The following is a 15,992-nucleotide window of genomic DNA, read 5'->3' on the forward strand; positions in this document are numbered from 1 at the left end:
AAATAATGCTTGCTGATGGGGCGTTGTGGCCGAAATTGAGCAACCGTATTTTTCTGCGCGTGTTCGGTGTGTTTGGTGGCTTGTTGTTGGCAATGACAGTGCTCTATGGCTTGCTGATCATTCCGCTGCAAAAAGACTCTTTGCTCAAGGTCTTGTATTCGCAGGCGGCCACCGTGTCGCGCTCCGTGATCCAGGCTTGCTCAGACGCCATGCTGACCAATGACTATGGCTTTGTGGTTGAACACATTTTGCAGGTGTTAGCCAACAACAAAAGCATTGAGTCGGTCTGGATCGTGCCCGCTCGTGGCAGTTCGATACACATCACTGGGCAGGGTTGGAGCACGGACCAAGACGACAAAATGGCGCTCGCCGGGGTGTCAGTGGAGTCTGCGCAACTGGTGACCGATCCGGATGGATCGCCCCATTACCGTTTCACGATGCCGATCCAGTTCAGCGGAGTGAAATGGGGGGTCATCCAGATCAACTTCGAAACCCGTGAGTATGAAGCCAACATCAGCGAGATGTACCGCCAGTTGGCCGGAATTTCCGTCTTTGCTCTGTTGATCAACCTGATTCTTGGGTTTTTCTTTGCCCGCTGGCTGGTTAGCCCCATAAACCTCATCAGTGCAGCGGCTGCGCGTCTGGGCAAGGGTGAGCTTGATGTCAAGGTCAAAATTGGCAGGGACGACGAAATTGGCCAACTCGCTGATACCTTTAATCTGATGGCCGAGGCGCTGTTGCAAAATCGCGAGTTGATGCGCCACTACAACGAGGCGTTGGAACTGCGGGTGACCGAGCGCACCCGTGAACTCGATGAGCTGAACCGCACACTCGACCAACGCGTGCGCGAAGAGATTGCAAAGGGAAAAAGGCAGGAGATGCTGCTGATTCAACAGTCGCGCTTGGCCGCCATGGGTGAGATGATTGGCGCTATTGCCCATCAGTGGCGCCAGCCGCTGAACGCGCTGGGTCTCGTTTTTCAGAATATCCGCATACAGCACCGGGGAGGGCGTCTGACCGAGGAGTCCATGACCCGGCTGGACGAAAAAGCGGAACGATTGATGGAACGCATGTCCTCGACCATTGACGAGTTCCGCAACTTCTTCAAGCCCAGCAAGCACCAAGAATGGTTTGATTTACGCAAATCGATGTCGGCCGTGAGTGACATCATGGAGGCAACGTTCAAGAACAGCGGCATCAAGCTCACGATTGAGTGCGAGCAAGGCATCCGGCTTTTTGGCATTGCCGGTGAACTGTCGCAGGTTTTGCTCAATCTCGTCAGTAATGCACGCGACGCAGTGATCGAAACCCGGCAAATTGCACCCCACATTCAGATGCGCGCAAACCGCCAGGAAGATCTTGTGTGTATTGAGGTCGAGGACAACGGTGGTGGTATTGCGGCGGGGATTCTGGACAAGGTTTTCGAGCCCTATTTCAGCACCAAGGACGAAGGCAAAGGGACGGGCATCGGCCTGTATATGTCAAAGATGATTGTCGAAAGCTACCTGAATGGTCGTCTGGAGGCAGTCAATATCAACAAGGGCGCTTGCCTGAGAATTGAGATTTCGACGGCGACGACGGCCTACGCCACCCGCAGTCGCTGAGCAGGCGCTGCAAAGCGCTATGTTGCTCGCCGAACAGACTGAAATTGTCAACGCACCTAATGTGAGGTTCTCCCTGATTTGTTTGGTTTGACTGATTTATGTCATTCACCTGTGCCACAAGCGCGGGGTATCCTGCTGCCATATCGTTAACCGCAACTCATTCCCTGCTTTTAAGGAGCATCACATCATGATCTACAAGTTCAAATCACAAGCTGCCGGAGACGTCATCATGATGAAATTCAACGCGGAACAGATGCTCGCCATCATCGGCAAAGAAGCGTCCCCGCAGGGCATCATCACGGTGGCGCAAATTCCTGCTGCCATCGCTGCGCTAGAAGCGGCGGTGGTTGCACACGAAGCCGTGCAATCACTGCGCGCCAGCAGCCCACCTCAGGGTGTTGAGATCGAAGGCGACAGCGTCATGCTGCGCCAACGCGCCGCCCCATTCATTGACCTGCTGCGGCACAGCGCTGCAGCAGGCAAAGATGTGGTCTGGGGCGTTTGAGGGCGGGCTTGGTGGGTTGCTGCTGAGGGCTTACATGCCCGAATAATTAGGTCCCCCACCGCCTTCGGGCGTGACCCACACGATGTTCTGCGTCGGGTCCTTGATGTCACAGGTCTTGCAGTGCACACAATTCGCGGCATTGATCTGCAACCGGTCGGTGTTGTCATCGTTCTTGACAAACTCATAAACACCAGCCGGGCAATAACGCGCCTCAGGGCCAGCATACTTGGCCAGGTTGACATTGACCGGCACAGAGGCCTCTCTCAAAGTCAAGTGCGAAGGCTGGTTTTCTTCATGGTTGGCGCTGCTGATGAAGACACTGCTCAAGCGGTCAAAGGTCAGCTTGCCATCGGGTTTGGGGTAATCGATGGGTTGGCATTGCGAGGCGGGTTTCAGGTAAGCGTGGTCGGGCTTGTCGCGGCGAATGGTCCAGGGCATGTTGCCTTTGAGGCCAAACTGCTCCAGTCCATTCATCAGCGTGCCCACCGTCAGGCCGTGTTTGAACCAGGCCTTGAAGTTGCGCGATTTGTTGAGTTCGGTGTAGAGCCAGCTGGCCTCAAAGGCTTCTGGGTAGGCGGAGAGTTCATCCTGCGCACGGCCAGCAGCTACCGCGTCAAATGCGGCCTCAGCGGCCAACATGCCGGACTTGATGGCGGCGTGGCTGCCCTTGATGCGGCTTACGTTCAAAAAGCCGGCATCACACCCCACCAGCGCACCACCGGGGAACACGGTTTTCGGCAATGACAACAAACCACCGGCGGTGATGGCACGCGCGCCATAAGCCAGGCGTTTGCCGGTGACCTCGCCTTGGTCATTTTCCAGGTACCAGCGGATGTTGGGGTGGGTTTTCCAGCGCTGGAATTCTTCAAACGGGCTCAGGTAGGTGTTGCTGTAGTTCAGGCCAGTGATGAAGCCCAGGGCAATCTTGTTGTCATCCATGTGGTACAGAAACGAGCCTCCGTAGGTGTCGTTTTCCATCGGCCAGCCAGCAGTGTGCACCACCAGGCCAGGCTGGTGGCGGCTGGGTTCGGCCTCCCACAGTTCCTTGATGCCGATGGCGTAGCTTTGCGGGTCGCAACCTTCGTCGAGCTTGTATTTTTCAATGACTTGTTTGCCCAGGTGCCCGCGTGAGCCTTCGGCAAACACGGTGTATTTGCCCAGCAACTCCATGCCGATTTGGAAGTTGGGGCCGGGTTCGCCATTCTTTTCGACACCCATGTTGCCGGTGGCGACACCAATGACTGCACCTTGTTCGTCGTACAGCACTTCCGCAGCGGCAAAGCCGGGGAAGATTTCTACGCCCAGCGTTTCAGCTTGTTCGCCCAGCCATTTGGTCAAGGCGCCCAGGCTGATGATGTAGTTGCCGTGGTTCTGGCTGCATTCGGGCAAGAACATGTTGGGGGTGCGGTAGCCGGTGCTCTCGCTCAGAAACATCATGGCTTCATCGGTTACCGGCTGGTTCAGCGGGGCACCCATGGTTTTCCAGTTGGGAAACAGTTCGGTGAGGGATTTGGGGTCAAGCACTGCACCGGAGAGGATGTGGGCACCGGGCTCGGAGCCTTTTTCAAGCACTACGACCGAAATTTCCTTGTTTTTTTCGGCAGCGAGTTGTTTCAGGCGAATGGCAGCGGACAGGCCGGCGGGGCCGCCGCCGACCACAACCACGTCGTAGTCCATCGATTCTCGCGGGCCGTGCTGGGTCAATATTTCTTGTGGCGTCATGGTGCGACTCTTTCTTTTCTATATAAAAAATGGCGGGGTATTTCAGACCGTCCCGTGCAATCAAATTGCTGGCGGATGAGCTTGCGCTGCCCTCAACTGATTAAACTTGGAACCCAGGGTGACGTTGGCTAAAACTGCAGTGAATTGTCTTCGACAAACCCAGATTTTAGACAAGAGATTGCTCATAATAGAACGATCGTTCTATTGTTACTGGAGACCTGAACATGACATACAGCATTGACCTATCTGGCCGGGTGGCTTTCATCACCGGCGCCTCTGGCGGTTTGGGCGCCCAGTTTGCCCGGACCTTGTCGGCTGCGGGTGCCGCTGTGGTGCTGGCTAGTCGCCGGGTAGAAAAACTCAAGGAATTACGGGCGCAGATTGACGGCGAGGGCGGCGACGCACACGTGATTGAGTTGGACGTAACTGACCAGGATTCCATCCGGTCGGCCGTGGCGCACGCTGAGACCGAGGTCGGCTCGATTGACATTTTGGTTAACAACTCAGGCGTCAGCACCACGCAGCGCATTCAGGACGTGACCAGCGAAGACTTTGACTATGTGTTTGATGCCAACGTGAAAGGTGCATTTTTTGTTGCGCAAGAGGTCGGTAAGCGCATGCTGGCCCGTGCGCAAGGTTCTGCGCCAGGCAGCTTTACCGGTGGGCGCATCGTCAACGTGGCGAGCATGGCGGGCCTGAAGGTGCTGCCAAAAATTGGCGTGTACTGCATGAGCAAGGCGGCAGTCATCCAGATGACCAAGGCCATGGCGCTTGAGTGGGGCAAGTTTGGCATCAATGTGAACGCCATGTGCCCGGGCTACATCGACACCGAAATCAACCATGCTCATTGGCAAACCGAGCAGGGCCAAAAGCTCATCCAAATGCTGCCGCGCAAACGCATCGGCCAGCCACAAGACCTTGATGCGCTGTTGCTGATGTTATGTTCAGACCAAAGCCATTTCATCAACGGTGCCGTGATTTCTGCTGACGATGGGTTCGGCGTTTAACACCGCATGCTGACCGGAATCCTGGCGGGTTTGGCTGCGGGTGCCTTGTGGGGACTGGTGTTTGTGGTGCCACGCATGACACCAGGGCTGACTTCGGTTGACTTGACCGCGGGACGGTTCATCAGTTTCGGGGGCATGGCGGTGCTCGCCATGTTGCTGACTTGGCGCAAGCACACCTGGCCTACGCCCCGTCAAGCCACCACTGCTTTGGGCATGAGCCTGTTGGGCGCCACGGGCTATTACCTGCTGCTGGCGCAAGCGGTGGTATTTTCCGGCACTGAAGTGCCCACGCTGATCATTGGCACCATTCCAATCTGGGTCATGTTGCTGGGCAAACCCATGCACTTGAAGTGGGCTGGTTTGTTGCCCGGACTGTTGCTGACCCTGGGCGGGTTGGCGTTGATGATGCAGTCGTCGCTCAGCCATGCGGCCCGGTTGCCTGCTGGTGGTGGGCAGTTTTGGCTAGGGGTGTTGTTGGCGCTGGTCGCCATGCTGTGCTGGACGGTGTTCGCCCTGGTCAACGCGGCCTGGCTGAAACGCCACCCTGAGGTCAGCGCCACCGAGTGGGCCAACTGGATTGGTGTCGCCACCGGTGTGGGTGCATTGCTTTTGTGGTTGGTTGCAGGTTCTGATTCAAATGAGCTTCTAGCCCTTGATAATAAAGCGCAACTAGCTACAGTTTGCATAGCGACAGGTGTTGGATCGGCGTGGTTGGCCAGCATCTTGTGGAACGTGGCCAGCCAGCGCTTGAGCGTTAGTTTGTGCGGTCAACTGATTGTGAGCGAGACCTTGTTTGCCTTGTTTTACTCATTTGTATGGGACGGTGCCTGGCCTGCCGTGGTGCAGTGGTTGGCGGCGGTGCTTTTCACGCTGGGCATATTTGCGTCCATCAGGGCACATCGGTGATGGTCTGGCGCACCACCATTCCGGCACTTGGCGGCTTGCGGCGCTGGCTGCAGGCCACCGGCTCGCTTAGTGCTCGGCTGGCGGCAACGGGTGAGCATTTCAGCGTGCGGGTGCTGCGTCAAGGTCGCCAGCCACTAACACTTGATGAAGCCCGGGCCTTGGGCCAAAGTGCCCTGCGTACCGGTTATGTGCGCGAAGTGCTCCTGTATGTCGACAGCAAACCGATGGTGTTTGCGCGTAGCGTTACAAATCACAGCGACTCGGTGGGGGCTTGGCGATCAGTGCGCGGTCTGGGCAGCCGGCCTTTGGCGGATGTGTTGTTTCGGCGATCGGGTATCACCCGGCAGCCGTTGGCCTTTGCTCAACTGAAACCGCAGGGGCCGTTGCGCCGCCATGTGATCAGGTCGTGGCAGGCGGCTTCAGATCAGCCGATGTCTGGCGCGGCGCTGGTAGCGCGTCGTTCCATATTCACGCGCCATGGTGCTGCCTTGTTGGTTATGGAAGTATTTGCTGCAACGCCGGCGCACTGGCGCTGGCCTGAAGAAGTCGGTTCGAGCCGTTTAAAACGAAAGAGATCCACATGAAATTTGACATTCCAGAACAAAAAAAACTTGTCTATGAGGTGGTGATTCCCATCCGCTGGGGCGACATGGACGCCATGGGGCACGTCAACAACACCACCTACTTTCGTTACCTGGAGACCTGCCGCATTGACTGGATGCGTGCGGCGGGCTGCATGCCCAACCCGCTGGGAGAGGGCCCGGTGATCGTGAATGCGTTCTGCAACTTCTACAAGCAACTGGAATACCCGGGCGATGTGCTGGTCAAGATGTACGCCAGCGACCCTGGCCGCACCACGTTTGAGACCTGGGGCACCATGGAAATGACTGACCAGTCTGGCGTGATTTACGCCGCTGGCGGGGCGACCACCATCTGGGTTGATTTTCCGAAGCAGAAGGCGATTGACCTGCCCGAATGGATGCGGGCCATCGTCAGTTAAGTCATGTCAGTCATGTGCCTGGGTTTCAGGCATTCAACAGGTTTACAAACAAGGAGTTTTTATGCGTAAGAAAGTTGTGTCAGCCGCGGAGGCCATTGCCATTTTGCGTGATGGCGATACCTTGTGTTGCTCGGGATTTGGCAGCAACGGCGTGCCCGTGGAACTGATCCTGGCGCTGGAGCAGCGCTTTCTGGAAACCGGTTCGCCAAAAGACCTGACCCTGCTGTTTGGCGGTGGCCCCGGTGACGGGGCAGGCGGTGGTGTCAACCATTTGGGCCACGAGGGCATGCTCAAGCGGGTGATTGGCGGCCACTACGGGTTGGTGCCGAAAGTGGGCCAATTGGCGATGCAAAGCAAGATTGAGGCATACAACCTGCCCTTGGGCGTGATCTCGCACATGTACCGCGACATTGCCTGCGGCCTGCCAGGCACCGCCTCCAAGGTGGGCCTGGGGACCTTTGTTGATCCGCGCCTTGAGGGCGGCAAGATAGGCAGCAAAACCACCGAAAACATCGTTGAAGTGATTAAGCTTGGTGGCCAGGAGCTGCTGTATTACAAAACCCTGCCGATTTCGGTGTGCTTCATCCGCGCTACCACAGCCGATGCCGAAGGCAACCTCACCATGGAGCGCGAAACCCTCACACAAGACACGCTGGCCATTGCCACGGCCACCCGCAACAGTGGCGGTCTGGTGATTGCTCAGGTAGAGCGGATTGCCGAGCGCGGCACCTTGAACCCGCGCCGTGTCAAAGTGCCCGGAATTTTGGTGGACTGCGTGGTGGTGGCGCAGCCTGAGAATCATCCGCAAAATCTGGGCGGCGCCTACAACCCGGCTTTTTCAGCCGAGGTGCGCGTGCCGCTGGATGCCCTGGAGCCCATGCCGCTGGATGAACGCAAAGTGATCGCGCGCCGCGCGGCGTTTGAGCTGCTGCCAAATTCTGTGGTGAACCTGGGCATTGGCATGCCTGAGGGCGTGGCGGCTGTGGCCAACGAGGAAAAAATCCTGAAATACATGACGCTCACGGCCGAGCCCGGCTTGATTGGCGGCATGCCCGCCTCAGGCATGAATTTTGGTGCGGCAACCAACCCCGATGCGGTCATTGACATGAACCAGCAGTTTGATTTTTACGATGGCGGCGGGCTGGATTTAGCGTGCCTGGGGCTAGCCGAATGCGACCCCTTGGGCAGCATTAACGTGAGCCGCTTTGGCCCCAAACTGGCCGGCGCCGGAGGTTTCATCAACATTACCCAAAACAGCCGCACTGTGGTGTTTGTCGGCACCTTTACCGCGGGCGGTTTGAAAATTGCGGTGGAAAACGGTGCACTGAAAATTCTGCAGGAGGGGCGGGCTAAAAAATTCGTCAACAAAATTGAGCAAGTCACCTTCAGCGGCCCGTATGCCGCGCGCAACGGGCAAAACGTGCTGTATGTAACGGAGCGCTGCGTCTTTGCGCTGACACCGCAAGGCCTGGAACTGATCGAAGTGGCGCCGGGCATTGACATTGACCGCGACATTTTGGCGCACATGGCTTTCAAGCCTATCATCAACAACCCGAAGTTGATGGATGCGCGCCTGTTTTTGCCCGAACCCATGCAGCTCAAAGACTTGTTGCTGTCGATCAGCCTGGTGGATCGCATGCAGTACGAGGCCGCCAAAGGCATTGCCTTTTACAACTTCCAGGGCCTGTGTGTGCGCAGCAAAAAAGACGTGGAAGACATTCGCCACGCCACCGAAACCTTGTGCCGCCCCATTGGGCACAAAATTGCGGTGGTGGTGAACTACGACGACTTCCAGATAGACGAGGCCGTGGTGGACGATTACTCGGCCATGGTCAGGCAGCTCACTGACCAGTTTTACACCAACGTGTCACGTTACACCACGAGTGCATTCATGCGCCTAAAACTGGGTGAAGCCCTTGAAAAACGAGGCTTATCTGCTCACATTTATGAAACGCCACAGGAAGCCATCGCCTCGGCTGCGGGCAACTGAGCGGGCATTGAAGAGGGTGTGTTTCAGGCGTTGAATTGACCGCTGGCCAGCAAGCGGTCAACTTCCTGCTCGGCTGCAAGCCAGTCATCTGCCGGGTTGCCGGGTGCAAATCCACGGCGTTCGGCAATGTAGAAAGCGGCAACTTCAACATAGTTGTTGCGCTGCTCTGCGCTAAGGGCTGCCTTTGCCGCCGTTTGCGGCGTGGTTTGGCTTGCTTTTGTTGTTTTTACGGCTTTGGCCTTGGGCTTATCCATGGGCTTTTCTGACACCGCGGTAACTGGGGCGGGTGTAACTAACGCAGCCGGGCTGACCGTTTTTTTCACGGCGGATTTTTTTGCAACCACTGGTTTTGTGGCGGCCACAGGGGCGACGGCGACGGCTTTGGGTGTACTGACTTTTTTGGCGGTGACCATGGTGTGCTCCTTGCAGGTAAAAAATGAGTCTGGATTGTCGTTCGCCGCAAGGCCCTGGAATTTGATCTTTGTCATGAAACGACCCTGGCTGCGTCGCTGCCACCGCCAGTTTGGCTCATCCAGCCATTAATTTGTGTACCAGATCGCCAGTGTTGGACGCCTTGTATTTGCGCATCAGCCGCGCGCGGTAAATTTCGACGGTGCGGTGGCTAATGACCAGAGCCCGGCCAATTTCCTTGCTGGTCAGGCCGTCCATCAGCAGCGCCGCCACCTCACGCTCGCGCGCAGTCAGCTCGGCTTTCACTGGGCGGTTTGCGCTCAGGTCTTCGAAGGTCCAGATGCCTGCCTCGTGCGGCGCGGCCTGGTTCATGGCGCGGCCGGTCACGTGGCACCAGAAGGTTTCGCCCTTGAAGCGGCCGTCCAGCCGCTTCATGATGCGGTCATCGGCATAGGTGCCGTGGCGGTTCAGGATCGGTGTGATGCGTTCTCCGGTGCGTTCGAACTCATCTGCGCTGGGGTACAGCACTTGAAAAGACTGGTCGATGAGCTGCTCAGGGCTGGCGCCAAACATCTCGCACAGGTGGCGATTACAGTCGCGCATGGTGCGGTTGCTTGATAAGGCCAGCCCAACGGGTGCCATCTCGAAGGCCAGGCGGTAATCTATTTCCATGGGTGTCGTTACGCTGGGTTAGGGTTTGTACCTTACGGAAAACTACGTATGGGAATAAGTAGTATCGTCCATTTGGCTGGTTGATGGACCGCGCTGGTTCGCTGCGCGTGACTTTGGTCTGTCCCGCAAGGTTTTTAGTTTTTTTATGGAGATTTCCACGTGAACAAAATTTACCCTTCTGCCGCCGCTGCGCTGGATGGCATTGTCGAAGACGGCCAGTTGCTGGCGGTTGGCGGCTTTGGCCTGTGCGGGATTCCGGAGGCACTGATTGATGCGCTGCGCGACACAGGTGTCAAAGACCTCACGGTCATTAGCAACAACGCTGGCGTGGACGGTTTTGGCCTGGGCAAGCTGCTGGAAACGCGCCAGATCAGCAAGATGATTTCAAGCTATGTAGGTGAAAACAAGGAGTTTGAGCGCCAATACCTGGCGGGTGAATTGCAGCTGGAGTTCACACCGCAAGGCACGTTGGCCGAAAAACTGCGGGCTGGTGGCGCCGGCATTCCGGCGTTTTATGTGCGCACAGGTGTGGGTACGCTGGTGGCTGAGGGCAAGGAAAACCGCGTGTTTGACGGCCATGTCTACATCCTGGAGCACGCGCTGGTGCCTGAGGTGTCGCTGGTGAAAGCCTGGAAGGCCGACAAAAGCGGCAATTTGCTGTTTCGTCGCACGGCGCGCAACTTCAACCCGGCGGTGGCCATGGCCGGCAAAATCACGGTCGTGGAAGTTGAAGAGATTGTGGAAACCGGCACGTTTGACCCAGACAGTGTGCATTTGCCTGGCATCTATGTGAATCGCATCGTACTCAATGCCACGCCTGAAAAACGCATTGAAAAACGCACCCTCACCGAAAAAACCGTTAAGACAGGAGTTTGATCATGGCTTGGACACACGACGAAATGGCCGCTTTGGCCGCCAAAGAATTGCAAGACGGTTTTTATGTGAACTTAGGCATTGGTCTGCCCACGCTGGTGGCCAACTTTGTGAGCCCCGACATTGAGGTCTGGCTGCAAAGCGAAAACGGCATGCTCGGCATTGGCCCGTTTCCCACGGAAGACGAGGTGGACGCTGACCTGATCAACGCGGGCAAACAAACCGTGACCACCATCCCTGGCTCCAGCATTTTTGGCAGCCACGACAGTTTTGCCATGATTCGGGGCGGCAAGATCAACCTGAGCATTTTGGGGGCCATGCAGGTCAGCGAAAAAGGCGATCTGGCCAACTGGATGATTCCAGGCAAGATGGTCAAGGGCATGGGCGGCGCCATGGATCTGGTCGGTGGCGTGAAAAGTGTGGTGGTGCTGATGGAGCACGTGGCCAAGAAAAAAGACGGAACGATTGACCTGAAGATTTTGCCCAGCTGCACCTTGCCCTTGACCGGCGTGGGTGTGGTTGACCGCATCATCACCGACCTGGCCGTGATGGACATCACGCCGCACGGGCTTAAGGTGGTGGCGCGCGCACCTGGCGTCACCATGGAAGAGTTGCAGGCAAAGACTGGCGTGCCCCTGCACTGAGTTGGACTGATTTATCGGTGGGCGGGATGGTTGCCAGGTAACCGGTTTCGCGCCACTTGCCGCAGCAGTGCGGCCAAGCCCAGCGCGGCAATCGTCAGGCCCAACACCAACGCAACCCAAAAGCCCTGTGCGGCCATGGGTTGCGCTGGCGCCCAAGGCATCCAACTGGGTGCAAGCCCCAGGCAATAACCCACAGGCAGCGAGAACACCCAGAAAGCGGTCAGCTGAATCACCATGGGTGAACGCGTGACTTTGTAGCCGCGAATGGCGCAAGCGCTGACCACCTGTGTGGCATCCGAGAGCTGGAAGACGGCCGCCAGAAACAGCAGTTGCACCGTCAAGGCAATCACGGCCGGATCGCTGGTGTAAGCCCTGGCAATTTCCTGGCTGAAGAGCGCCATCAGCGCGGCCGATAACACGGCAAATCCCAAGCCAACCCCCACGCCCACCCAGGCCTGATAACGCGCCAGCACCGGGTCGCCCGCGCCGAGCGACTGGCCCACGCGCGTTAGCAACGCCAGCCCCAGACTAAGTGGCACCATGAACGCCAGCGACGTGAAGTTCAGCGCAATCTGATGCGCCGCCATTTGTGTGCTGCCAAATTTGGCAATCAACAGGGCAATCAGGCTGAAGGCGCTGGTCTCGGCAAAATAAGTGATGCCAATGGGAAGCCCGAGTTTCAGCAGGCTGCGAATTTGGGGCCAGTGGGGCGCTTCGAAATGTGAAAAAGGCCAAGTGGCTCGGTAGACCGGTGAGCGGTGCATCCACCACACCAGGGCGATCAGGTTGAAGGCAACGGTTGACAGCGTGGCCCAGGCGCAGCCCGCGCCGCCCAGTCTTGGAAAGCCTAGGTTGCCAAACACCAGCAGCCAGTTGACCACGATATTGAGCAGTAAAGACAGCAGCGCAATCACCATCAGGGGCTTGGTCTGGTTCAGGCTGGTGCTGTAGCCGTACAGTACACGGTAGCAGGCAAACAGGGGCAGGGCCAGGCTGGTGATCCAGACAAAGTCTTTGGCCAGCTCATGCACTCTGGGCTCGAGTGTCATGTGATCAAACAGCAGCGCGGCCAGGTTGGCCAGCACGCAGCCGATCAGGCCGAGCGCCAGAGCTTTCCACAACGCCTGACGCACGATGTGGGGCACTTGACGCAACTCGCCTGCGCCCACCAGATGCGACACGACCGGGTTGATGGCCATGACCACGCCAATCAGGGTGAGCATCAGCATGTTCCAGATCGACACCCCCAGCGACACTCCGGCCAAGTCTTGTGCCGAGGCGTGTCCAGCCATGGCCACATCGACCACGGCCATGCCCACCGTGGCCAGTTGCCCCACCAGAATTGGCCAGGCCAGGCGCCATAGGCCACGCAACTCGGTGACCAGACGGTAGCGTGCGGCGGGGTGGTGAAAAAGGTGTTGGAGAGGGCTTATCAAAGTGACAGCGTATTGCGCTTTTGGGTGCGGGGTTGAGCGTAGGATTTTAGGTGGAATGCGAAGGCAAGTTTGTCAGGGGGGCGGGGCGCAGATGCGGGCTGCCGTGCAAGCAGTCCGGTCACCAGAGGGGATTCTTTATCAAGCGTAAAATATACGTGTTGTTGCAATTTGCTTACCTTTGCAGCAGCTGTAGTCTGACATGGTCTGCGGCACCTCACACGCCGCCTCCACACCTTTTTGGCCGTTTGTTCTGGCCCTGCCGGTTGTCAACTCCCTCTAGCGGCGAGCTTTACCTCCGGTCTGAACCTACCCCTTTCTGACCCAACCCAAGAATCCGATTCGTGTTTGGTTCTTGGCCCCCCAGTTCTGCTGTATGCCTGGCTATGGCCAAGCGTCAGTTCCATTGATGGTTTTTTAACCCGGACCGTCATTCCCCCCGCGTCGCGTGGTTCATTGAAACTGCGCACGCTTTATTGAAAGATCCCAAAATGGGTAAGAAACTTTACTGCGGCAACCTCTCCTACTCAGTGGATGACCAATCTCTGAACGAAAGCTTTTCTGAATTTGGCACCGTGTCGTCTGCCAAGGTCATGATGGACCGCGACAGCGGCCGCTCCAAAGGCTTCGGCTTCGTGGAAATGTCAAGTGACGCAGAAGCCCAAGCGGCCATCGGCGGCATGAACGGCAAGGCAGTTGACGGCCGCGACATGGTGGTCAATGAAGCCCGCCCAATGGAACCACGTACCGGTGGTTTTGGTGGTGGCGCTCGTCGCGAAGGCGGCGGCGGTGGTGGTTACGGTGGCGGCAACAACCGTTACTGAAATCTGCACCTCAGTTGAAAAAACCGGCCTTCTGGCCGGTTTTTTTTGGGGCGCGACTCACGCAGGTTGATTCATTCCAGAAAATGCAATTGGCCTTCGCGCCTGGCGCCGTGAGGCGGTGGGGCTGTTCAGCGCCCGCGCATGAACAGAGCGTCCAGCTCGCGCAGGCTAATCTGGCGCCAAGTGGGGCGGCCGTGGTTGCACTGGTCAGAGCGCTCGGTGGCTTCCATCTGGCGTAGTAGGGCGTTCATTTCTTCCAGCGTCAAATGGCGGTTGGCACGCACTGCGCCATGGCAGGCCATGGTGCCCAGCAGCTCGTTGTGGGCGCGCTGGATGACCGTGCTGGCCTCGTGTTGGGCAAGTTCTGCCAACACACTACGCGCCAACTCAACGGCATCGCCCTGCGCCAACGAGGTGGGCACCGATCGCACCGCCAGGGTTTTGTCTGAAAACGGCGTGATGTCCAGCCCAAGCAATTGCAGCGTGTCGGCTTGGGCTTCGGCGGTGGCAACTTCCAGTGGGGTGGCGGCAAAAGTGGACGGAATCAACAGCGGCTGGCTGCTCAGGTGCGGGGCTGCAGCCCACTGCGTTTTCAGGCGCTCATAAACAATGCGCTCATGCGCCGCGTGCATGTCCACAATCACCAGGCCCTGCGCGTTTTCAGCCAGAATGTAGACGCCCTTGAGCTGCGCCAGCGCGCGGCCCAGCGGCCAGTTGCCGGTGGGCAGGGGCGTGGCTGCTGCGTTGCTTTGATCAGGCGTTGCAGCGGCGCTTGCCCCGCGCTGCGTTTGATCTGTACCGAATTCGTAATTGCCGCGTTGGGGTGCGTCGCGCAGGCTGGCACTGTTGGGCCATGTTTGATTGTTTGAATTGGTTGGACCGCCTGACGTCTCTGAAGCAGTAGAGTTTGTCGACCACAGCGCCCTCAGGTCACTGACACGGTGGCCTATGGGTGTTTCAAAATGCATAGCTGCCTGCGCATATTTAACGGGGGCTAGAGGCCGATTTTGCATATAAGTGTCAGGCGGCAGTGCCTGAGTCACATCGGTGGCCTGGCCGGGTCGCACGGGCGACGTGGTGGCCAGTTCAGTGGCGTCTGCTGCCACCTGGCCTGCGCGCGGTGCGGCCAGGGCGCTTTCCACGGCACGGCGCACCGCCTGATGCACTTCACGGCTGTCGCGAAAGCGCACCTCGATCTTGGTCGGGTGCACGTTCACGTCAACCCGCGTCGGGTCAATCGCCACATACAGCGCATAGATGGGCTGGCGCTGGCCGTGCAGCACATCCTCATAGGCGCTGCGGGCAGCATGGGTGATGACCTTGTCACGCACAAAGCGGCCGTTCACGTAGCAAAACTGCTGGTCGGCGCGCGCCCGGGCGGCATCTGGAATGCCGGCGCGGCCCCAGACCTTGATGATCGGCGCGTAGTCCGGGCGCCCCGGTGTGGCACTGCTGGAGAAATCGACCCACACCGATCGCGCTACAAAGTCGCTGCCCAGCACATCTGCCAGACGCTGCTCCAGCGCGGGAAGGCTGCCGGCTTCGCCGCAGCGCCGCCATTGCACCACCAACTTGCCCTCATGCCAGATGGCAAACCCCACGTCGGGGCGGGCCAGGGCGTGCCGCCGCACGGCTTCGACGCAGTGCGCCAGCTCGGTGGCGTCGGTTTTGAGGAACTTGCGCCGCGCAGGTGTTGAGAAAAAAAGTTCTTTGACCTCAACCGTGGTGCCCATGCTTCGCGCCACGGGCTTGATCTCACCGGTTTGTCCTTCAAGAAGAAAAGCATGATTTTGACTTGCAACCCTCGACAATATTGCGCAGTCAGCAATCGAATTAATAGCAGCCAGCGCTTCACCCCGAAAACCCATGGTGCCCACGGACTCCAGGTCGGCCAGGCTGCCAATCTTGCTGGTGGCGTGGCGCTTCAGGGCAATCGGCAGTTCTTCGGGCAAGATGCCGCCACCATCGTCTTCCACGCTGATCAGGCGCACACCGCCTGCGGCCAAGCGCACGGTGACCTGGGTGGCTCCGGCATCAAGCGCGTTATCGACCAACTCGCGCACCACCGAGGCGGGGCGCTCGACCACTTCGCCCGCAGCGATCTGGCTGATCAGCTCATCGGGCAGTTCACGGATAGGGCGGCGGAGGGGCTGTGGGTCGTTCATAGGGTGATCAAAATCGACCGCGTAAATGGGAAAAAATTATACCGATGCGTATTGATTAAGCGGGCGCGAGGCTCGGCGGGCAGGGCGGTTCTATCCCCAAGTCCAGTTGGCCATGAAAGTGTTGGCCAGTGGCTATCGATCACGCTGGGCTCGCGCTTGTTGGGCCACGAACTCGGCCAACAGCGCTTCCATGGTCGAGGACAGGTTGTTTGTGTCGGTTTTGGCCAGGGCCACCA

At 58.1% G+C, this 15,992-nt stretch carries 15 protein-coding genes; 10 read left to right on the forward strand and 5 right to left on the reverse strand.

The genetic code is table 11. The annotated features are described in order from the left end of the window. The first annotated feature begins 5 nt into the window (after window positions 1-5). Both PHQ58_RS13110 and PHQ58_RS13115 read left to right on the forward strand, forming a co-directional pair. Entirely contained in the window at window positions 6-1,604 is a 1,599-nt protein-coding gene (locus tag PHQ58_RS13110; protein ID WP_300111635.1) for an ATP-binding protein, read from the forward strand. A 187-nt stretch (window positions 1,605-1,791) separates the two neighbouring features. Beyond that, the gene (locus PHQ58_RS13115; protein ID WP_300111637.1) at window positions 1,792-2,109 is read left to right on the forward strand and encodes a DUF1840 domain-containing protein; all 318 of its coding nucleotides are present in this window, start codon (window positions 1,792-1,794) and stop codon (window positions 2,107-2,109) included. A 30-nt stretch (window positions 2,110-2,139) separates the two neighbouring features. Here the strand turns inward: PHQ58_RS13115 and PHQ58_RS13120 are convergent, their stop codons facing one another. Further along, window positions 2,140-3,831, reverse strand: coding sequence for an electron transfer flavoprotein-ubiquinone oxidoreductase (locus PHQ58_RS13120; RefSeq protein ID WP_300111639.1), 1,692 nt, complete (start codon window positions 3,829-3,831; stop codon window positions 2,140-2,142). 224 nt (window positions 3,832-4,055) lie between these two features. On the opposite strand from PHQ58_RS13120, the gene PHQ58_RS13125 reads away from it, so the two are divergent. The 5 genes from PHQ58_RS13125 to PHQ58_RS13145 all read left to right on the forward strand — a co-directional run bounded on the left by PHQ58_RS13125 (window position 4,056) and on the right by PHQ58_RS13145 (window position 8,734). Continuing rightward, a complete protein-coding gene (locus tag PHQ58_RS13125) occupies window positions 4,056-4,838 on the forward strand; it encodes an SDR family oxidoreductase (RefSeq protein WP_300111641.1) in 783 nt (260 codons plus the stop codon). A 6-nt stretch (window positions 4,839-4,844) separates the two neighbouring features. After that, window positions 4,845-5,744: a DMT family transporter gene (locus PHQ58_RS13130; protein ID WP_300111643.1), complete on the forward strand. Its 900-nt coding sequence runs from the start codon at window positions 4,845-4,847 to the stop codon at window positions 5,742-5,744. Next, on the forward strand, window positions 5,744-6,328 hold the full coding sequence (locus PHQ58_RS13135; RefSeq protein ID WP_300111644.1) for a chorismate lyase: 585 nt from the start codon (window positions 5,744-5,746) through the stop codon (window positions 6,326-6,328). The genes PHQ58_RS13130 and PHQ58_RS13135 overlap by 1 nt, the downstream gene beginning before the upstream one ends. Beyond that, window positions 6,325-6,744, forward strand: coding sequence for a thioesterase family protein (locus tag PHQ58_RS13140; RefSeq protein WP_300111646.1), 420 nt, complete (start codon window positions 6,325-6,327; stop codon window positions 6,742-6,744). The genes PHQ58_RS13135 and PHQ58_RS13140 overlap by 4 nt, the downstream gene beginning before the upstream one ends. Before the next feature lie 61 nt (window positions 6,745-6,805). Next, entirely contained in the window at window positions 6,806-8,734 is a 1,929-nt protein-coding gene (locus PHQ58_RS13145; RefSeq protein WP_300111647.1) for an acyl CoA:acetate/3-ketoacid CoA transferase, read from the forward strand. Between the two features lie 23 nt (window positions 8,735-8,757). Here PHQ58_RS13145 and PHQ58_RS13150 read toward each other — a convergent pair whose 3' ends face one another. Next, the gene (locus PHQ58_RS13150; protein ID WP_300111649.1) at window positions 8,758-9,147 is read right to left on the reverse strand and encodes a DUF2934 domain-containing protein; all 390 of its coding nucleotides are present in this window, start codon (window positions 9,145-9,147) and stop codon (window positions 8,758-8,760) included. A gap of 115 nt (window positions 9,148-9,262) precedes the next feature. Next, window positions 9,263-9,817, reverse strand: coding sequence for a PAS and helix-turn-helix domain-containing protein (locus tag PHQ58_RS13155; protein ID WP_300111651.1), 555 nt, complete (start codon window positions 9,815-9,817; stop codon window positions 9,263-9,265). 159 nt (window positions 9,818-9,976) lie between these two features. On the opposite strand from PHQ58_RS13155, the gene PHQ58_RS13160 reads away from it, so the two are divergent. Further along, entirely contained in the window at window positions 9,977-10,693 is a 717-nt protein-coding gene (locus PHQ58_RS13160) for a CoA transferase subunit A (protein WP_300111653.1), read from the forward strand. A gap of 2 nt (window positions 10,694-10,695) precedes the next feature. Continuing rightward, window positions 10,696-11,334 carry a 3-oxoacid CoA-transferase subunit B gene (locus tag PHQ58_RS13165; RefSeq protein WP_300111655.1) on the forward strand — a complete coding sequence of 213 codons (639 nt, stop codon included), beginning with the start codon at window positions 10,696-10,698 and terminating at the stop codon, window positions 11,332-11,334. Window positions 11,335-11,345: 11 nt separating this feature from the next. Here the strand turns inward: PHQ58_RS13165 and PHQ58_RS13170 are convergent, their stop codons facing one another. After that, window positions 11,346-12,770 carry an MATE family efflux transporter gene (locus PHQ58_RS13170; protein ID WP_300111657.1) on the reverse strand — a complete coding sequence of 475 codons (1,425 nt, stop codon included), beginning with the start codon at window positions 12,768-12,770 and terminating at the stop codon, window positions 11,346-11,348. 488 nt (window positions 12,771-13,258) lie between these two features. Here PHQ58_RS13170 and PHQ58_RS13175 point away from each other — a divergent pair, with 488 nt between their 5' ends. After that, entirely contained in the window at window positions 13,259-13,591 is a 333-nt protein-coding gene (locus tag PHQ58_RS13175) for an RNA-binding protein (protein WP_300111659.1), read from the forward strand. A 128-nt stretch (window positions 13,592-13,719) separates the two neighbouring features. Here PHQ58_RS13175 and mutL read toward each other — a convergent pair whose 3' ends face one another. Beyond that, window positions 13,720-15,756: a DNA mismatch repair endonuclease MutL gene (gene mutL / locus PHQ58_RS13180; protein ID WP_300111661.1), complete on the reverse strand. Its 2,037-nt coding sequence runs from the start codon at window positions 15,754-15,756 to the stop codon at window positions 13,720-13,722. Window positions 15,757-15,992: the final 236 nt, after the last annotated feature.

The organism is Rhodoferax sp. (assembly GCF_028688795.1).
Taxonomy (GTDB): Bacteria; Pseudomonadota; Gammaproteobacteria; order Burkholderiales; family Burkholderiaceae_C; genus Rhodoferax.

Bases quoted from the DNA above. Each gene is read 5' to 3' on its own strand.
- PHQ58_RS13110 (WP_300111635.1), top strand. From the start codon at position 6: ATGCTTGCTGATGGGGCGTTGTGGCCGAAATTGAGCAACCGTATTTTT.
- PHQ58_RS13115 (WP_300111637.1), top strand. From the start codon at position 1,792: ATGATCTACAAGTTCAAATCACAAGCTGCCGGAGACGTCATCATGATG.
- PHQ58_RS13120 (WP_300111639.1), bottom strand. From the start codon at position 3,831: ATGACGCCACAAGAAATATTGACCCAGCACGGCCCGCGAGAATCGATG.
- PHQ58_RS13125 (WP_300111641.1), top strand. From the start codon at position 4,056: ATGACATACAGCATTGACCTATCTGGCCGGGTGGCTTTCATCACCGGC.
- PHQ58_RS13130 (WP_300111643.1), top strand. From the start codon at position 4,845: ATGCTGACCGGAATCCTGGCGGGTTTGGCTGCGGGTGCCTTGTGGGGA.
- PHQ58_RS13135 (WP_300111644.1), top strand. From the start codon at position 5,744: ATGGTCTGGCGCACCACCATTCCGGCACTTGGCGGCTTGCGGCGCTGG.
- PHQ58_RS13140 (WP_300111646.1), top strand. From the start codon at position 6,325: ATGAAATTTGACATTCCAGAACAAAAAAAACTTGTCTATGAGGTGGTG.
- PHQ58_RS13145 (WP_300111647.1), top strand. From the start codon at position 6,806: ATGCGTAAGAAAGTTGTGTCAGCCGCGGAGGCCATTGCCATTTTGCGT.
- PHQ58_RS13150 (WP_300111649.1), bottom strand. From the start codon at position 9,147: ATGGTCACCGCCAAAAAAGTCAGTACACCCAAAGCCGTCGCCGTCGCC.
- PHQ58_RS13155 (WP_300111651.1), bottom strand. From the start codon at position 9,817: ATGGAAATAGATTACCGCCTGGCCTTCGAGATGGCACCCGTTGGGCTG.
- PHQ58_RS13165 (WP_300111655.1), top strand. From the start codon at position 10,696: ATGGCTTGGACACACGACGAAATGGCCGCTTTGGCCGCCAAAGAATTG.
- PHQ58_RS13175 (WP_300111659.1), top strand. From the start codon at position 13,259: ATGGGTAAGAAACTTTACTGCGGCAACCTCTCCTACTCAGTGGATGAC.
- mutL (WP_300111661.1), bottom strand. From the start codon at position 15,756: ATGAACGACCCACAGCCCCTCCGCCGCCCTATCCGTGAACTGCCCGAT.